This is a genomic window from Pilimelia terevasa (genome assembly GCF_014647915.1).
In the GTDB taxonomy this organism is placed as follows: Bacteria; Actinomycetota; Actinomycetes; order Mycobacteriales; family Micromonosporaceae; genus Pilimelia; species Pilimelia terevasa.
This window is the reverse complement of the sequence record NZ_BMQC01000015.1, coordinates 45,630-61,531: the sequence shown is the minus strand read 5'-3', so window position 1 is coordinate 61,531 and position 15,902 is coordinate 45,630. Positions and strand designations below refer to the sequence as shown.

Genomic DNA, 15,902 nt, shown 5'->3' with positions numbered 1-15,902 from the left:
TATCCGGCAGTCCCTGGTGCCCCAATAGTACGACTCAGACATCGTTAGATAAAGAAGCAAATCTATACGTTTGCGCAGTGGTCACGTCGGCGGCTCGCTTGACCGCCCGTCGTTTCGTGTGCGCGCCGACGCCCTCGGTTGTCCGCGCCGGCCGGCTGTCCGGCATCCGACAGATCAATGTCGGGGACAGCGGCCGCGCTCCTATGCTCCGGCCAACCGGCGCTGCCGCGCGGGTTCCGCCGTCCCCACCACGAAAGGCCGATGCCACGTGCGCCGCTTCGGACTGCTCCCTGCCGCTCTCGTCGTCTCCGCCGCCGCCACCGTCCTGTCCGGCGTCCCGGCTGCCGCCGCGCGCGCCGCCGCCGATCCGATCGGGATCGGCTCCGTCTCTGTCCGCGGGTCGAAGTGCACCAGGGCCGACCTCAGGGTCTCCGTCAGCGACGGCAACCTGGTCGTGGGCTCGGAGAGGTTCCGGGCCGAACTCGGTCCGATCTTCAGCCCGCCCCGACCCCGCGACGACGCCACCTGCGCCGCCACTATCCAGCTCGACCCGGGAGCGGGGCGCCGGGTGGTGCTCGACGGCGCCGCCCACACCCAGAACCGGTACATCTCGCCGCGGTCGACGCTGACCAGTACGGCCAAGGTCGAGTTCGGCGGCGGGGCCGCGCCGTACGAGACGGTGGTCAAGGACCTCGCGGCGCCGCTGGACGACGAGGTGGTGCTGGAGCACCGGTTCCCCGCGCCGCTGACCGGCGCATGCGGCCGGGCGACGGTGACGCTCACCGAGCGGATGCTGTTCACCACCGAGGACGCCACCCAGCTCAACGGGGTGCACTGGAGCGAGAGCCGCATCGGCGCCCGCACCGAGCCCTGCTGACCCGGGCTTCCCGGCGACCTCGGCAGCGGTCTACCCTGCAGTGCCTATCGTCGCCGAGATGGCCGCGGTGCGCCTAGATTCGGGAGATGGACGTTCGCTCGCTGGCTTTCCGCACCGACCTGGCCCTGCTGCGGTGGGGCGGCAGTCAGATCGAAGACCACGGCTCCTACCTGGTGGTCCGCACGCCGGGTAATCCCACCTTCCACTGGGGCAACTTCACGCTGCTGGCACGGCCACCGGCTCCAGCCGACATGGACGAGCTGCTGGCGGCCAGCGACGCACGGTTCCCGGACAGCAGGCACCGGACGTTCGGCGTCGACGGCGTGCACGACCAGTCCGCCGACCTCGCGCCGCTGGTACGCGCGGGGCTGGCCCTCAACAGGGGGGCGGTGATGACCGCTCAGGCGGTGCACGAGCCACCACGGCCGGACCGTACGGCGCAGTACCGTCCGCTGGTCACCGACGACGACTGGGCGCAGCGGGTAGCGCTCGCGGTTGCCTGCAACGACGAGATCTCCCCGCCGGAGTACCTTGTCTTCGCCCACCGCAAGGCGGCCTACGAACGAGGCCTGGTCGAGGCCGGCCACGGCGCCTGGTGGGGCGCCTTCGTGGACGGACGCCTCGCCTCGGCGATGGGCTTGTTCAGGGCCAGCCCGGGTCTGGCCCGTTTCCAGAGCGTCCAGACCCATCCGGACCTGCGCGGACGGGGTCTGGCGGGGACGCTGGTACACCGGGTGAGTCAGTACGGCTTCGCCGAGCTGGACGCGGGCACGCTGGTGATGGTGGCCGATCCCGACTACTCCGCGATCCGGGTCTACCGGTCGGTGGGTTTCACCGACTCCGAGCACCAGTCCCAGGTGGAGCAGTTCGACCGGTACGCCTGAGCCGGCTCCGGCTACCAGTTGGCGCTGTTCTTCCGGGACGGCTGCACCCGGGGCGGCTCGCCGGGCATCTTCGGGTAGTCCGGCGAGTATCCCGCAGACCTACACCCACTTCTCAACGCTGGTTCGCCGCGTCCGAGCGGGTCGACGACCGGCGGACATTCTCGCGGCGCAGGGCGCGCACGCCGAGAACATTGAGCCCCACCCCCCAGATCAAGACCATCAGCGGCCACATCGCCCAGCTCAGCGCCGTCATCGTTCCGCCTAGCAGCTGGAGCACCATGCCGAACGGCGTCAGGTAGTCGCGTACGAAGTACAGCGGTTCGGCGAGGCCGAGCAGCCCCCACAGCGCCATCGGCAGGAGGGTCGCGACACACGCGGCGACCCGGGAACGCAACAGCAGTCCGCACGCGGTTCCGGTCAGCTGCGCCACGACCTGGACAAGCACGCCGCCTACCCCGATCACGACGGCGTCCTGCCACGGGTGAACCGAGGCGCCAGGCGGCACCAACGCGAGCGCCGCCGCGCTGAGCAGCGCGCCCAGCAGGGCGATCCCGGTCGCATACACACCAGCCGCCCCGAGGGTGGAGCGCACGGAAGCAGGAGCGCGGTGTAAGTCGTGAACGAGCAGGACGCCGACGAACGGCAGGGTTACCGACATGAGCTGCTGGACCGGTCCGGCGATGCCGGCGAAACTTCGCATGGCGGGGTCCATCGGCACAGCCGCCGCCGCCAGCACACCCAGTCCCACAGTGACCGCTAGCAGCCATCGACGCGCTCGGGTACCAACCGCACGATGCAACACCAGGTTGATCTCGCCGCCGTCACGTCTGTTGTTCCGCGCCATATGTCCGCCTCCCAAGTGGAAGAAGGCTAACAGCGGGAACGTCTGTGCCGTTGTCCTCAGCGGACCTAAGACTTCGCCCGGCTGGGCTGGACCCGCTTGGGCTCGCCCGGCATCTTCGGGTAGTCCGGCGGGTACGGCAGGTCGCCGCTTCCGCCGTGCGCGTCGCGGTCAGCCCACTCCAGCAGGGGCGCCAGATCGTGGGCCACCTCGTCGATCCCCGCGTGCGGGTCGCGCTCGGCGAGGCGCGGCGGGACGGTCCGCAGGTCGAAGTCGTCCGGGGTCACCGAACCCAGCTCCGCCCAGCTCACCGGGGCGGAGACCGTGGCCCGCGCGTTGGCCCGCAGTGAGTACGCGCAGGCGATGGTCCGGTCCCGGGCCATCTGGTTGTAGTCGACGAACACCTTCTCGCCGCGCTCCTCCTTCCACCACCTGGTGGTGACCAGGTCGGGCCGGCGGCGCTCGATCGCCCGGGCCAGGGCGATGGCCGCCCGGCGCACGTCGACGAAGGTCCAGTCCGGCCGGATCCGCACGTACACGTGGACGCCGCGGCCGCCGGAGGTCTTCGGGTAGCCGGTCCAGCCCAGGTCGTCGAGCAGCGCCCGCAGCTCGCCCGCGACGACCACGGCGTCGGCGAAGTCGGTGCCCGGCTGGGGGTCCAGGTCGATGCGCAGCTCGTCGGGCCGGTCCACGTCGGCCGCGCGCACCGGCCAGGGGTGGAAGACGACGGTACCCATCTGGGCGGCCCACGCGACGTGGGCCAGGTCGGCGGGGCACAGCTCGTCGGCGGTCCGGCCGCTGGGGAAGGCGATCCGCGCCGTCTCCAGCCACGGCGGCACGCCCTTGGCCGGCACCCGCTTCTGGAAGAACATCTCGCCGCCCACCCCGTCGGGGAAGCGTTGCAGCATCGTGGGGCGGCGGTGCAGGGCACGCAGGATGCCGTCGCCGACGGCGAGGTAGTACGAGAACACGTCGCGCTTGGTGTAGCCGCGCTCCGGGAACATGACCTTGTCCGGGCTGCTGAGCCGGACGTCCCGGCCCGCGACCTCGACGATTTCCGCAGGCGTGGCCCCCATGCGGTGACCCTACGTCACCGGCACAGGGGCCACGGGGCGAACGAACTTCAGTGGCGTCGGCGCACCGCGTACCGGAGCATGACGCCGCCGCCGGCCAGCAGGCCGCCGACCAGGATCACGGCGACCACCGGCACGCCGGTGACCGGCAGCGCGCCGCCGGCCGGTCCCGGGGCCGGGGCCTCGCCGGGGCTCACCCCGGACGGGAGGGGCGACGGGCGGCCCTGGCCGCTCGGGGTGGGGGTGGGGTAGCTGGTCGGGTAGCCCCGGGGGCCGCCCCGGCCCGGGACGGCCTGGGCACCCGCGGCGGCGGGCGCCACGGCGGCGGGGTCCGCGCCGCTCGGCGCGGCGGATGCCGCGGGGACGAGCCAGGCGACACTGAGGGCGGCCGCACCGGCGACCGCGAACGCGGCGAGACGCACACGACTGGACATGAACGGATCCGTTCGTTTCTGTCGGGCGGGAACACCCGAGGACGATGCCGACACCGGCGGGGATCCACCTGGTTGGCGGACGCCGACGGGCTCCATCAGCGCAACGACATTTTGCTCCATTCCGACATCAAGGCGGCTGGGTGATTCACGAACGGGGCACTACGGTGGACGCATGACCACACCTTCGGATGCCCCGGGCGGGGCAGCGTCGCCACTTCCCCGCACTCCGCAGGAGTGGCGGGTCCGGCTCGACGAGGAGGAGTTCCGGGTGCTGCGCGAGGGCGGCACGGAGCGGCCCTTCACCGGCGCATTCGTCCACCACAGCGCCGCGGGGCGGTACGCGTGCCGGGGGTGCGGGCGGGAGCTGTTCGCCAGCGCGGCGAAGTTCGACTCCGGCTGCGGGTGGCCGAGCTTCGACCGGGCGGTCCCCGAGACGGTCCGGCTGCTGGAGGACCGCAGCCACGGCACGGTCCGCACCGAGTGCCGGTGCGCGCACTGCGACTCCCACCTGGGTCACGTGTTCCACGGCGAAGGTCTGACACCGGAGAACACGCGGTACTGCATCAACAGCGTCTCACTGACCTTCCACCCCGCCCCGGACACGCCGTGACGCGCCCGGTGTCCTGACAGGACGCTCCGCATATGAGTCATATATCGGACATCGCGCAAGGCCGTCTGGCTGCCCGGCAGCCAGCAGTGGCTGACGTTGGCCCTGAGCGGGCCGGATGACCTAGTCGGTCGCCCGGTTCGACAGCCCGTATCGCAGGAGGATGCAGTCGCCGATGGCGCGGTTCTCCAGGAGGCGTGCCTGGTTGCCGCTGTTCGCCGGGAACTGACCGTCCGTGACGAACCGAGGTGCGGCGGAGTCGCCGACGAAGAACGGCGCGATGACGAGGTGCAGTTCGTCGGCGAGGCCGTGGGTGAGGAACTGTGTGTGCATGGTGCTGCCGCCTTCGACCATGAGGCGCCTGACGCCGCGGCCGGCGAGGTCGTCCAGGACGCGGCCGAAGGAGAACGGTTCTCCGGCGTCCACCACGTCAGCGACGGCGCCCAGGCGCTCAGCGACCGCGCTGTGGGCCGGAGTAGAGGTGTAGACGACTTTGCCGTCCTCGCCCGAGGTGAAGAACGCGGCACCAGCGTCCACGGCTCCGCGCTCAGTGATCGTCACCTTCAGCGGGGAGGACGTCCGGCCGGCGGTGGTCCGCTGGTCCCTCCGTTCCTGCGAGCGCACGAGGAGCCGGGGGTTGTCCCGCCGGATGGTGTTCGCGCCGACCAGGACGGCGTCACAGGTGGCGCGCACTGCGTCGACCCGGTCGAGGTCCTCGCCGTTGGACAGCAGCAGGCGCTTGTCGGTGGCGTCGTCCAGGTAACCGTCGATCGACACGGCGCAGGACAGCAGGACGTACGGGCGTTCAGTCACTTCTTGACGCTCCCAAGGGTGAGGACCTGATCCACGAGGCGTGCGTAGTCGGCGGCGCGGTGCAGTCGCCGAGCTGGTCGAAGGTGTCAGGGCTGAGCCAGGCCCGGACACGCTGGGCGTCGTCACGCCGCCAGGAAGACCGCTGCACAGAACTGGGGTCAGAAGTCTTCCGTCGCGCCACCTGTACCTGCTCGGGACGGGGCTCATGGACGCGAGCAGCGTAGCGGACAAGCACCTCGCCCCACCCCCGCTCGCACAACAAGGAGGCCGCTCCGATGCTCCGCCGGGGTGACGTGCTGATCCTGCGCGAGAAGGAATGGCGCACAGGGCAGGGCAGCATCCTCGTCACTGTGACAGCCGTCGGCGACAGGCGCTACGACGAGGGCGACTGGTTGTCGCTGGGCTCCCGCCGTCCACGGCTGCGCCCACCACGCCAGCCCCGTCGGCGTCGTTCACATCCAAGATTACAAAGGAACAGCGAGGGGCGCTCAGCTCACTGCTCGGCACGGTGAAGGCGGGAACAAGGGTCGCGATCTCCACACGGCTCGGCCGGAACGAGGTACGTAGCCGACCTGCGGTGGCGCCGGAGATGAACTGAGCCCAACCGGATGAGGGATCGGGTTGCCGACCTCGCAAGGACAGGGGGAAGCGCCAGTGACGGCGACAGGCTGGCCACCTGTTCGATTACTAATATTTAGAACTTAAATAATATATCGGACAGCACTGTCCGAGACCGTTCAGGCGACGCATTGACTCGCATTGATTTCATGTGATGGGTCACATAGATTGGGAAGACTTTGGCGACCCACCCCGAAGGGATGCGTACCCCCATGCGCGCCACCACCCGTATCGCCGTTCTCGCGGCAGCCCTGTCCGTTCCCCTGGTGACGGCGACCGCCTTCGCCGACACCGCCGACGCCCCTGCCGCCGCCGTCGACTTCGGCACCCCCACCGTCGCCGAGGGCGTCTCCGGCGACCTCGGCGGCGCCGAGGTCGTGGGCACCACCCGCGTCCGCTACGCCGCGCCGCAGGAGACGATCTCGCACCCGGGCTCGTCGTACGTCAAGGTCCACATCAACTCGCTGCGGCTGGCGCCCGGCGACTACCTCACGGTCGCCGACCGGACCGGCCGCGAGGTCCACACGTACCACGGCGACCCCACCGCGCGCGGCCAGGCCGCCGCGGGCGACGCTTCGCACACCGTGCACCGCACGCGCGGCTTCGCCGCCATGTCCGTCGAGGGGGACACCGCGGTCGTCACCGTCCACCGCGCCGGCAGCGCGCGGCAGTCCGCCGCCGCCCTGGACCGCGCCGGCTACGGCGTCGTCATCGACCGGGTGTGGCGCGGCTTCAGCGCGGCGGAGTTCGCCGCGCAGCAGCAGAAGACCCGCAAGGTCTGCGGCAAGGACGCCCGCCGCGACATGGTCTGCTACAAGGACAAGTTCCCCACCGAGTACGGCAAGAGCCGCGCCGTCGCCCGCGCCGTGCTCAACGGCAAGGGCTACTGCACCGCGTGGCGGGTCGGCAACAGCAACCGGATGCTGACCAACAACCACTGCATCGCCGACAACGCCGCCGCCAAGTCCAGCGAGATGCAGTTCAGCTACGACTGCGCGACCTGCGGCGGCAACGACCCCGGCGTCCCGACCAAGGTCGGCGGCACGGAGCTGTTCAAGACGAACAAGGCGCTGGACTACGCGCTCGTCTCCGTCGACAAGTTCGACAGCATCAGCAGCTTCGGCACGCTGTTCCTGGAGACGAACCCCGCGAAGGCCGGCGACAAGATCTACATCCCCGGGCACGGCGACGCCAAGCCGAAGAAGATCGCCATCTTCGACGAGGTCGACGGCGGCGCCCCGTGCACCGTCTACTCGCTGTCCGGTACCCGCGTCGTGTACAACTGCGACACCTCGGGCGGCAACTCCGGTTCGCCGGTGTTCTCGGCGACCTCCCACAAGGTGATCGCGCTGCACAACCTGGGGAGCTGCCCGAACAACAACAGCGGCAACATGACCACGCGGATCATGGCCGAGATCGGTTCGATGATCGACAACAACGGCTGAGGCACGCCAGCGGCTGAGTCACGCACCGGCGGATGCCGCCCCCCGCGAGCCACCACCTCGCGGGGGGCGGCATTTCCGTGTCCCCGGCGCACCCGGGCGGGTGCCCGCGGCGCCCGCCGGTTTCAGGGCACGTAGCGGCTGCGGTACCGGCCGAGCAGCCACCACTGCGCGGCGACGGCGGCCGCGGTGAGCAGCAGGACCACCACGGTCGCCGCGGCGGCGAAGCCATGGCGCAGGTACTCGAAGCCGGTTCGGTAGACGAACAGCGACAGGTACGTCGTGGCGCCCTGCGGCGGGCCGCCGTCGGTCACCACCAGCGCGGGGGTGAACGACACCTGGAAGCTCAGCACCGTGTCGCGCAGGGCGAGCAGCCCCAGCACCGGCGCCACCAGCGGCAGCGTCACCCGGCGGAACACCTGCCACCGGCCGGCGCCCTCCACCGCCGCCAGCTCGTACACCTCGGCCGGCAGCACCCTGCGGGCGGCCAGCAGCAGGACGAACAGCTCGCCGACGGTGAAGACGCTCATGATGATGATCGCGGCGCGGGCGGGCGTCGGCATGGTGAGCCACTGCGGCGGGAGCGCGCCCCAGGCGGTGAGGCCGTTCCCGCCGCCGACCGTCAGCGCCCGGTTCACCGGCCCGGCCAGCGGGTTGAACAGCCACAGCCAGAGCAGCCCGTACGCGACCTCCGGAACGGCCGTGGGCAGCAGGGCGACGGTGCGGGCCAGGCCCACCCGGCGCCCGGGCCGGTGCAGCAGCAGGGCCAGGCCGAGGGCGAGCGCCAGGCGCGCCGGCACCGCGACCGCGGCGAACACCAGCGAGTTGGTCAGCGCCTTGTGGAACGGCTCGTGCCCCCACAGCTCGCGCAGGTTGGCCAGGCCGACCCAGCGGGGCGGGCTGATCGCGTCCCACTCGGTGAACGCCAGGGCCACCGTCGCCGCGGCCGGCGCGAAGACGAGCAGGGCCAAACCGGCCGCGTACGGCGCGAGCATCGCCGCCGCCTGCCGCCGGTCGCTCACGACGTCCCCTCCCCCGCGGGGTCGGCGACCCGGGCGCCGTCGGCCGCGAAGAAGTGCAGCGCGTCGCGCGCCGCCGTGACCGCGTACTCCGCACCGACCTCCCCGGTGCGCGCCCCCGTCGGCACCCGGACCGTCACCGGCCCGGTCGCCGCGGCGAGGTGCACGAACGTGTCGGCGCCGGCCAGCTCCCGCCGCACCGCGGTCGCCCGCGGGGCGAGCAGGGCGCCGCCGCCGGCGTTGTCGGCGCCGTCGCGTGGCAGGGACAGCCGCAGGTCCTCGGGCCGGACCACCAGCTCCGCGGCGCCGGCCGGCGCGTCCGCGACCAGCCCCGGCGGGAGGACCGTCAGCCACGGCGCGCCGACGAAGCCGGCCACGAAGCGGGTCGCCGGCCGCCGCCACAGTTGCGCGGGCGGCGCGACCTGTTCGAGGCGGCCCGCCCGCAGCACGGCGATCCGGTCGCCCAGCGCCATCGCCTCGGCCTGGTCGTGGGTGACGTGCAGCGTCGTGGCGCCGACCCGGTCGTGCAGCGCCCGCAGCTCGGCCCGGGTGCTGGTCCGCAGCTCCACGTCGAGCTGCGACAGCGGCTCGTCCAGCAGGAACACCGCGGGCTCGCGGGCGAGCGCGCGGGCCAGGGCGACGCGCTGGCGCTCGCCGCCGGAGAGCTGGCCGGGCCGCCGGTCCAGCAGGTGCGCGCAGCCGGCCACCGCGGCGGCGGCCGCCGCCGCCTCGCGTGCCGCCCGGCGGCCGGCGCCGCGCACCGACAGCCCGAAGGCGATGTTGCGGGCGACGTCCAGGTGCGGGAACAGGGCGTACGACTGGAAGACCATCGCCACGTCGCGGGCGCCCGGCGGCAGCGCGGTCACGTCCCGGCCGGCCAGGTGGACCGTGCCGGCGGCGGCCCGGTCCAGGCCCGCGACGACGCGCAGCAGGGTCGACTTGCCGGCGGCCGACGGCCCGAGCACCACCAGCAGCTCGCCGCGCCGCACGGCCAGGTCGACGCCGCGCAGCGCCGCCACCCGGCCGTGCCGCACCTCCACGCCGGACAGCCGCAGGCCGCCGCCCGGGTCGACCGGCCCGCCGGGCGCAGCGGTCAAGGGCGGCCGGCCCGGGCGAACACCGGCCGGGTCTGGCGGTCGAGGTCGGCGAGGACGCGGTCCAGCGGGTCGCCGCGGTAGAAGGCGTTCTCGAACAGGTCGGCGGCGATGTCCTCCACCTCCGGCCAGGTGGCGACCGTCGGGGTGCGGCGCATGTGGCCGATGGCGTCGAGGAACACCCGCGCCGAGGCCGGGGGGCGGGCCGGGTCGAGGAAGGCCGGCGACTGGGCCACGGCCATGTGCGAGGGGACGGTGCGGCCGGTTTCGGCCATGATCCGCGCCCCCGCCGGGCTGAGGGCGAACTCCAGGAACCGCCAGGCCCCGTCGGGGTTCCTCGCGCCCTTGGTCATGCAGTACGCGTCGGAGTGCAGCACGTTGGCCGGCGCGGTGTGCCGGGGCAGCTCGGCGACGTCCCAGTCCAGGTCGGAGGCGGCGCGGAAGGTCGTGGTGGAGCGGCGCGAGCTGAGCAGCATGGCGAGCCTGCCGTTGACGAACCGGGACTCGTCGTCCATGCTCTCGACCTCCTCGTCGGGCGGGGTCACGCCGAAGCGCTGCCGCAGGTCGAGGAACTGCTGGACGGCGGCGCGGGCCGCGGGGGTCTGGAGCGCGAACCGCGTCGGCGCCCGGTCGTCGTCGGTGACCTGGCCGCCGTGGGACCAGACGAACGGCGCCAGCCGGACGATGCTGGCCTCGGTGCCCAGGCCGTACACGTCGACCGGCGCGGGCGCCTGCTCGGCCTCGACGGCGTTGGCGACGTTGCCGTGCACGTCCCGGGTCAGCGCGGTGGCGGTGGCGACCATGTCGTTCCAGTGCCAGCCGGGCTTGGGCGGGGCGACGCCGTACCGGGCGAACAGCCGCTTGTTGTAGTAGACGGCGAGGCTGGAGACGTTCTGCGGCAGGCAGTACTGGCGGCCCGCCCACTGGAACGCCTCCAGCGCCTGCGGGTACAGGTCGCGGGCGGCGATCGCCGTCGAGGACGCCAGCCGCGTGTCCACCGGGTCGATGGCGCCGCGGGCGGCGAACTGCCCGTAGTAGCGGTAGTTCATCAGGAACAGCTCGGGCGGCGCCCCGCCGGCAACGGCCGTGGAGAGCCGGGCGATGAGGTCCTTGCGGTCGGAGGCCTCCACCAGTTGGACCGGGCGGCCGGGCACGGCCTTGTCGTACGCGCTGATGAGCGTGCGGTACGAGGCCAGCTCCTCGGGGGTGCCGAAGACCATCAGCCGGACCGGGTCGCCGGCCGCCGGCCGGTCGGCGCCGCACCCGGCCAGGCCGGCCAGGAGCAGGGCGGCGGCCCCGATGACGCGGATTCTCATGTGACTGTCCCTTCGGAGGAGCCGGTGCGGCCGCGCATGTACCACTGCGCCGCCGCGAAGACGAGCAGGGCCGGCAGCGTCGCCAGGACGGCGCCGGCCAGGAAGACGGGGAAGTCGGTCGGGTCCAGCGTGGACAGCGACCGCAGCGCGACCGGCAGGGTGAAGTGGTCCCGGTCGTACACGTACAGCAGCGGGTCGAGGAAGTTCGACCAGGTGAGCACGAAGGTGAACGTGGCCAGCGCGACGGTCACCGGCCGGACCAGCGGCATCGCCACCCGCCACCAGGTGCGCCACGGGCCGAACCCGGCCAGCCGCGCCGTCTCGTACAGGTCGGCGGGGACGGCGCGAAAGGCCACGTAGTACACGAGCGGGTACAGCGGCGAGGTCGCGATGAGCGCGGGCGCCATGAGCGGCACGAGGGTGTCGGTCAGGTGCAGTGCCCGGTACAGCGCGAACCGCGGCACCAGCAACGCCGTGGCCGGCACCATCAGCGCGGTCAGCGACAGCAGCACCACGCCCTGGGCGGCGCGCCGCGGCAGCCGCGTCGTGGCGAAGCCGGCCCAGGCGGCGACGAGGACGCTCACCGGTACGGCGACGAGGCAGACGGCCAGGGAGTTCAGCGCCGCGCGGCCCAGGCCGCCGATGCCGAGCGCCTCGGCGTAGGCGGCGAGCGTCACGTGGGTGGGCAGCAGCGGGGGCGCGGCCGGCGGCGGCAGGCCCGGCGGCCGCAGCGACGCCGAGAGCAGGAGCAGCAGGGGCGGGCCGAAGGCGAGCAGCACGGCGGTGATGGCGTGGCGCCGGATGTCCGGCGGGGGGCGACGGCGGCGGCGCACGGGGGCGACGGCGCGCCGCGTGGCGGCCGGACCGCGCGTCGTGTGGCGTTCCATGGCCCCCTCGGGAACTCGTGCGGACGCCCGCGGTCGCGCGGGCCCGGTCCGACCCGGACCGCGTACGGAACAGCGCGAATATCCCATCGCGGCCCGACCGAGATCAAGCCTTCCCCCACGGTCCCCCGAACAGGCACAATATCGAAGCCAACCAATGCTGCGGGCCACCCGCACGGCCCGCTCGGGGAGGACAGTCGTGACATTGACGCTGCGGACGGCCGGCGTGGCCGCACTAGGCCTGGGAATGCTGGCCGCGGCCGGGGGCGCCGCCGCCCGACCCGCCGACCGGACGATCGGCGGCACGTTCGTCGAGGCCGACGTCCAGGGCCCGGCAGGCGGCGCGGAGTGGAACGAGCTCCAGCGCACGTACCCGCACGCCGCGCGGGACCTCGACGCGCTCGCCGGGCGCGCCCGGGGCCAGGCGCGCGCCGTGGCCGCCCGCAGCGACCTGCGCCGCGCCGCCGCCTGGCAGAACCTCGGCCCCGACAAGCTCGGCGGCCGGGTGCCGGACCTGGTCGTCGACCCGAGCCGCCCCGACACCGTGTACGCGGGCGCCGCCTCCGGCGGGGTCTGGCGCAGCACCGACGCCGGCCGCACCTTCACCTACGCCTGGGACCGCGGCGCCACCCAGGCCATCGGCGCCATGGCGGTCGCCGACGACGGCACCCTGGTCGTGGGCACCGGCGAGGCCAACCCCGGCGGCGGCAGCACCACGGTCAGCGGCTCCGGGGTGTACCGGTCCACCGACGGCGGGGCCACCTGGACGTCGCTGGGCCTGACCGGCAGCGCGCGGATCGGCGCCGTCGTCGTCGACCCGAAGAACCCCGCCCGCATCTTCGTCGCCGCCACCGGCGGCCTGTTCAGCAAGGGCGGCGAGCGCGGCGTCTACGGCACCGTCGACGGCGGCGCCACCTGGAAGCAGCTCCTGGCCGGGACCACCCCCACCACCGGCGCGGTCGAGCTGGACATGAGCGCCGCCGACCCGAACACGCTGTACGCGGCGATGTGGGACCACTACCGCACCCCGCAGCGGCGGGTGTACGGCGGCACCGGTTCGGGCGTCTACCGGTCCACCGACGGGGGCGCCACCTGGACCCGGCTGGGCGGCGGCCTGCCGGCGGCGAGCGCCGACCTCGGCCGGATGGGCGTGGTCAGCGCCCGGAGCGACCCGCGGCGGCTGTACGTCGTGGCGATGACCGCGGAGGGCCGCTTCGAGGGCATGTACACCAGCACCGACGGCGGCACCGCGTGGCAGCGGCTGGCCAACACCGGCGCGGTGTCCTCGGCGCAGGCCGACTACGGCTGGTGGTTCAGCAAGCTGTACGTCGACCCGAAGGACCCGCGGCACGTCCTGGTCACGGGCGTGGCGCTGGTGGAGTCGGTGGACGCGGGCGCGAGCTGGCGCAGCAGCAGCACCGGTTTCCACGCCGACCAGCACGTCGTCGTGTGGGACCCGCGGGTGCCGCGGCGGGCGTTCCTCGGCAACGACGGCGGCGTGTACGCCTCCACCGACAACGCCTCGCTCGACGGCCGGTGGACGAAGACGACCAGCCTGGCGAACATGCAGTTCTACTCCATCGCCGTCTCCCAGCAGGACCCGTCGCGGATCAGCGGCGGCCTCCAGGACAACGGCTCGGTGCGCTCGTGGTCCGGCTGGGGCTCGCACCTGGGCGGCGACGGCCTGAAGAACCTCATCGACCCGACGAACCACCAGAAGATCTACGCCTGCTCGCAGGACGGCGCGTGCAGCCGGTCCACCGACGGCGGCAACTCGATGCAGGCCCTGGGCGCGACGACCTCCGCCCGCAGGGCGTGGCTGACGCCGATGGAGCTGGACCCGGCCAACCCGGCGGTCGTGTACTACGGCGGCAACGTCCTGAACCGGTCCACCAACTCCGGCGCCGCCTTCACCGCGATCAGCAAGGACCTGAGCAAGGGCGGCCAGGGCGGCGACAGCCGGTGGGGCACGATCTCGGCGATCGCGCCGGCCCGCAGCGACGGCCGGGTGATCTACGTCGGCACCAACGACGGCAACCTGTGGATCACCCGCAACACCGGCGGCACCTGGACGCAGATCAACGCCGGCCTGCCGGACCGGTGGATCACCCAGGTGGCGGTCGACCCGGCGACGGCGGACACGGCGTACGTGACGGTGTCGGGGTACCGCAGCGGCGAGTCGGCGGCGCACGTGTTCCGCACGACCGACGGCGGGAGGACGTGGACGCCGCTGGCGGGGAACCTGCCGGACGCGCCGGTCAACGACATCATGATCGACCCGGTGGACAAGCGGACGCTGCACGTGGCCACCGACGTGGGGGTGTACTCCTCGGCGGACGGCCGCGCGTGGACCCCCTCGGGCACCGGCCTGCCGCAGGTGCCGGTGGCGGACCTGGTGACCAACGTCGTCGGCGGGCGGACCGTCCTGACGGCCGGGACCTTCGGCCTGGGGGTGTGGCGCCTCACCCCGACCCGGTGAGCGCCCCCGCGATCAGGCGCCCGAGGCGGCCTGGGCCTCCCACATCGTGATCACGACGCCGAGGACGAACATCCGCACGGCCGGCGGCAGTCCGGGCAGGTCAGCGGCGACGTCGCCGCGCCACATGCTCACCCGCCGCACGGTGCCGACCGCGCCCGAGTCGTCGTACAGCTCCTGCACGTCCCTCCACATCGAGGCGCGGCGGAACCGGTAGGTCCGGCCGCCGGCCTCGACCGTCCACCGCCGCCGGCCCACCCGCTCCGCCGTGGCCAGGGCGACGTCGGCCCCCGAGCCGTCGGTGGCGTCGGTGAGCGTGAAGCGCGTGCCCCAGACGTTGCCGCGCACCTCGTAGTCGCGGCCGTCGAGGGAGAACCGGCCGCCGCTGCGCCAGAACGCCCCGTCCCACACCGCGGCCACCCGGCCGTCGGCGAGGACCTCGTATCGGCTACGCCAGAAGCTGGCCTTACGCGCTGTCAGCACCCCTCGATGGTACCGGCGTGCCGCCTGCGGGCGCCGGAACACAGCTCACACACAGCGCTCATTCACCCGCGCACAGTGACCCGGCAAGGTCCGGAGAGGCCGGATCAGGCCGCCGCGCCCCACCACGCCGAGGCCACCGCCGGCCGCCCACGGGTACCGCCGGCGACCGGCACCCGTTCTGGGCCATGCCGCAAATTCCGCTCCCTCCACTGTCGGCACATCGACGCCCTTTGTACCGTCAGCGGCGGAGTTGCCAACCACACGAAGGGCTTCCGCATGACCCGCCTCATCAACCCGCTCACCGTGGCCGCGCTCGCCCTGGCCCCCGCGCTGGGAGTCGGCCTGCTCGCACCGGCGCACGCCGCGCCCACCCTCCGCACCGCGATCACCGACCCGGCCGGCGACGTCACCGACGACGAGGACACCGCCGTCACCGCCCCGTACGCCGACATCGTCAGTGCCGACGGCCGCAGGATCGGCGACAAGCTGGAGCTGCGCTACACCACCGCCCAGGCGCTCAGCCCGCTCCACGACCCGAACTGGGACAGCGAGGACACCCACACCGACTTCACGCTCGACACCGACAACGACGGCAAGGAGGACTTCACGGTCGCCTACGGCCTCGCCGACGGCGCCCTGTACGCCGAGGTCACCAAGGCCGACGACCACGACGACCCGCCGGTGCTGTGCACCGGAACAGCGACGTACACGAACAACGCCCACGTCGCGACCGTGCCCCTGTCCTGTCTGGGCAACCCCGCCCGGGCCGGATACCAGGTGGACACGTCATACGACCTCGACGCCCAGGACGACGACTCCCCGACCGGCTCCGACGCCGCGCCCGAGGCCGGATTCGCCGACATCGGCTGAGCGGGGAGGCGGGTGCCCCGAACCGTCCCTCGACGGCCTGCGGAATGCTCGACGGTCTGCGGAATGGACGACGCGGTCAGTCGACATGCCGCCACCGTGACGGTGCGGGGCGGCTGGCACAGGTGATCTCGAAGGCGTTCATGGCCGCCGTGCCGCGGTCCGGCCAGGCCG

The 15,902-nt window shown here is 73.0% G+C and carries 15 protein-coding genes; 6 read left to right on the top strand and 9 right to left on the bottom strand.

The features are described 5' to 3' along the window. The first annotated feature begins 268 nt into the window (after positions 1–268). Together IEY75_RS17415 and IEY75_RS17410 are read left to right on the top strand one after the other, a co-directional pair. Entirely contained in the window at positions 269–877 is a 609-nt protein-coding gene (locus IEY75_RS17415) for a DUF4360 domain-containing protein (RefSeq protein WP_189115433.1), read from the top strand. 86 nt (positions 878–963) lie between these two features. Further along, positions 964–1,761 carry a GNAT family N-acetyltransferase gene (locus IEY75_RS17410; protein WP_189115432.1) on the top strand — a complete coding sequence of 266 codons (798 nt, stop codon included), beginning with the start codon at positions 964–966 and terminating at the stop codon, positions 1,759–1,761. Between the two features lie 112 nt (positions 1,762–1,873). Here IEY75_RS17410 and IEY75_RS17405 read toward each other — a convergent pair whose 3' ends face one another. The 3 genes from IEY75_RS17405 to IEY75_RS17395 all read right to left on the bottom strand — a co-directional run bounded on the left by IEY75_RS17405 (position 1,874) and on the right by IEY75_RS17395 (position 4,109). Next, positions 1,874–2,605, bottom strand: coding sequence for a hypothetical protein (locus IEY75_RS17405; RefSeq protein ID WP_189115431.1), 732 nt, complete (start codon positions 2,603–2,605; stop codon positions 1,874–1,876). Positions 2,606–2,670: 65 nt separating this feature from the next. Continuing rightward, positions 2,671–3,678, bottom strand: a complete 1,008-nt coding sequence (ligD, locus tag IEY75_RS17400) for a non-homologous end-joining DNA ligase (RefSeq protein ID WP_189115430.1) — start codon at positions 3,676–3,678, stop codon at positions 2,671–2,673. Positions 3,679–3,725: 47 nt separating this feature from the next. Next, positions 3,726–4,109: a hypothetical protein gene (locus IEY75_RS17395; RefSeq protein WP_189115429.1), complete on the bottom strand. Its 384-nt coding sequence runs from the start codon at positions 4,107–4,109 to the stop codon at positions 3,726–3,728. Between the two features lie 172 nt (positions 4,110–4,281). Here IEY75_RS17395 and msrB point away from each other — a divergent pair, with 172 nt between their 5' ends. After that, complete coding sequence (msrB, locus tag IEY75_RS17390) at positions 4,282–4,719, top strand: peptide-methionine (R)-S-oxide reductase MsrB (RefSeq protein WP_189115428.1); 438 nt, start codon at positions 4,282–4,284, stop codon at positions 4,717–4,719. Positions 4,720–4,839: 120 nt separating this feature from the next. On the opposite strand, the gene IEY75_RS17385 is transcribed toward msrB, so the two are convergent. Further along, positions 4,840–5,529, bottom strand: coding sequence for a RibD family protein (locus IEY75_RS17385; RefSeq protein WP_189115427.1), 690 nt, complete (start codon positions 5,527–5,529; stop codon positions 4,840–4,842). Positions 5,530–6,347: 818 nt separating this feature from the next. Between IEY75_RS17385 and IEY75_RS17380 the strand changes: the two genes are divergently transcribed. Continuing rightward, positions 6,348–7,592: a trypsin-like serine peptidase gene (locus tag IEY75_RS17380; protein WP_229789836.1), complete on the top strand. Its 1,245-nt coding sequence runs from the start codon at positions 6,348–6,350 to the stop codon at positions 7,590–7,592. A 122-nt stretch (positions 7,593–7,714) separates the two neighbouring features. Here the strand turns inward: IEY75_RS17380 and IEY75_RS17375 are convergent, their stop codons facing one another. From IEY75_RS17375 to IEY75_RS17360, 4 genes are read right to left on the bottom strand one after another with little or no spacing between them, the layout of a single operon-like run. After that, entirely contained in the window at positions 7,715–8,584 is an 870-nt protein-coding gene (locus IEY75_RS17375) for a carbohydrate ABC transporter permease (RefSeq protein WP_189115467.1), read from the bottom strand. A 23-nt stretch (positions 8,585–8,607) separates the two neighbouring features. Beyond that, the gene (locus tag IEY75_RS17370) at positions 8,608–9,705 is read right to left on the bottom strand and encodes an ABC transporter ATP-binding protein (protein WP_373290289.1); all 1,098 of its coding nucleotides are present in this window, start codon (positions 9,703–9,705) and stop codon (positions 8,608–8,610) included. After that, positions 9,702–11,018: an ABC transporter substrate-binding protein gene (locus IEY75_RS17365; RefSeq protein ID WP_189115426.1), complete on the bottom strand. Its 1,317-nt coding sequence runs from the start codon at positions 11,016–11,018 to the stop codon at positions 9,702–9,704. The genes IEY75_RS17370 and IEY75_RS17365 overlap by 4 nt, the downstream gene beginning before the upstream one ends. Next, complete coding sequence (locus tag IEY75_RS17360; protein WP_189115425.1) at positions 11,015–11,905, bottom strand: carbohydrate ABC transporter permease; 891 nt, start codon at positions 11,903–11,905, stop codon at positions 11,015–11,017. The genes IEY75_RS17365 and IEY75_RS17360 overlap by 4 nt, the downstream gene beginning before the upstream one ends. Positions 11,906–12,101: 196 nt before the next feature. Here IEY75_RS17360 and IEY75_RS17355 point away from each other — a divergent pair, with 196 nt between their 5' ends. Next, positions 12,102–14,381: a WD40/YVTN/BNR-like repeat-containing protein gene (locus tag IEY75_RS17355; RefSeq protein WP_189115424.1), complete on the top strand. Its 2,280-nt coding sequence runs from the start codon at positions 12,102–12,104 to the stop codon at positions 14,379–14,381. 12 nt (positions 14,382–14,393) lie between these two features. Here IEY75_RS17355 and IEY75_RS17350 read toward each other — a convergent pair whose 3' ends face one another. Beyond that, positions 14,394–14,861: an LURP-one-related/scramblase family protein gene (locus IEY75_RS17350; RefSeq protein WP_189115423.1), complete on the bottom strand. Its 468-nt coding sequence runs from the start codon at positions 14,859–14,861 to the stop codon at positions 14,394–14,396. A gap of 276 nt (positions 14,862–15,137) precedes the next feature. Between IEY75_RS17350 and IEY75_RS17345 the strand changes: the two genes are divergently transcribed. Beyond that, complete coding sequence (locus IEY75_RS17345) at positions 15,138–15,731, top strand: hypothetical protein (protein ID WP_189115422.1); 594 nt, start codon at positions 15,138–15,140, stop codon at positions 15,729–15,731. Positions 15,732–15,902 lie beyond the last annotated feature (171 nt).

Coding starts and splice junctions, on each gene's coding strand:
- IEY75_RS17410 (WP_189115432.1), top strand. CDS start 964: ATGGACGTTCGCTCGCTGGCTTTCCGCACCGACCTGGCCCTGCTGCGG.
- IEY75_RS17405 (WP_189115431.1), bottom strand. CDS start 2,605: ATGGCGCGGAACAACAGACGTGACGGCGGCGAGATCAACCTGGTGTTG.
- ligD (WP_189115430.1), bottom strand. CDS start 3,678: ATGGGGGCCACGCCTGCGGAAATCGTCGAGGTCGCGGGCCGGGACGTC.
- IEY75_RS17395 (WP_189115429.1), bottom strand. CDS start 4,109: ATGTCCAGTCGTGTGCGTCTCGCCGCGTTCGCGGTCGCCGGTGCGGCC.
- msrB (WP_189115428.1), top strand. CDS start 4,282: ATGACCACACCTTCGGATGCCCCGGGCGGGGCAGCGTCGCCACTTCCC.
- IEY75_RS17380 (WP_229789836.1), top strand. CDS start 6,348: ATGCGTACCCCCATGCGCGCCACCACCCGTATCGCCGTTCTCGCGGCA.
- IEY75_RS17375 (WP_189115467.1), bottom strand. CDS start 8,584: ATGCTCGCGCCGTACGCGGCCGGTTTGGCCCTGCTCGTCTTCGCGCCG.
- IEY75_RS17365 (WP_189115426.1), bottom strand. CDS start 11,018: ATGAGAATCCGCGTCATCGGGGCCGCCGCCCTGCTCCTGGCCGGCCTG.
- IEY75_RS17360 (WP_189115425.1), bottom strand. CDS start 11,905: ATGGAACGCCACACGACGCGCGGTCCGGCCGCCACGCGGCGCGCCGTC.
- IEY75_RS17345 (WP_189115422.1), top strand. CDS start 15,138: ATGACCCGCCTCATCAACCCGCTCACCGTGGCCGCGCTCGCCCTGGCC.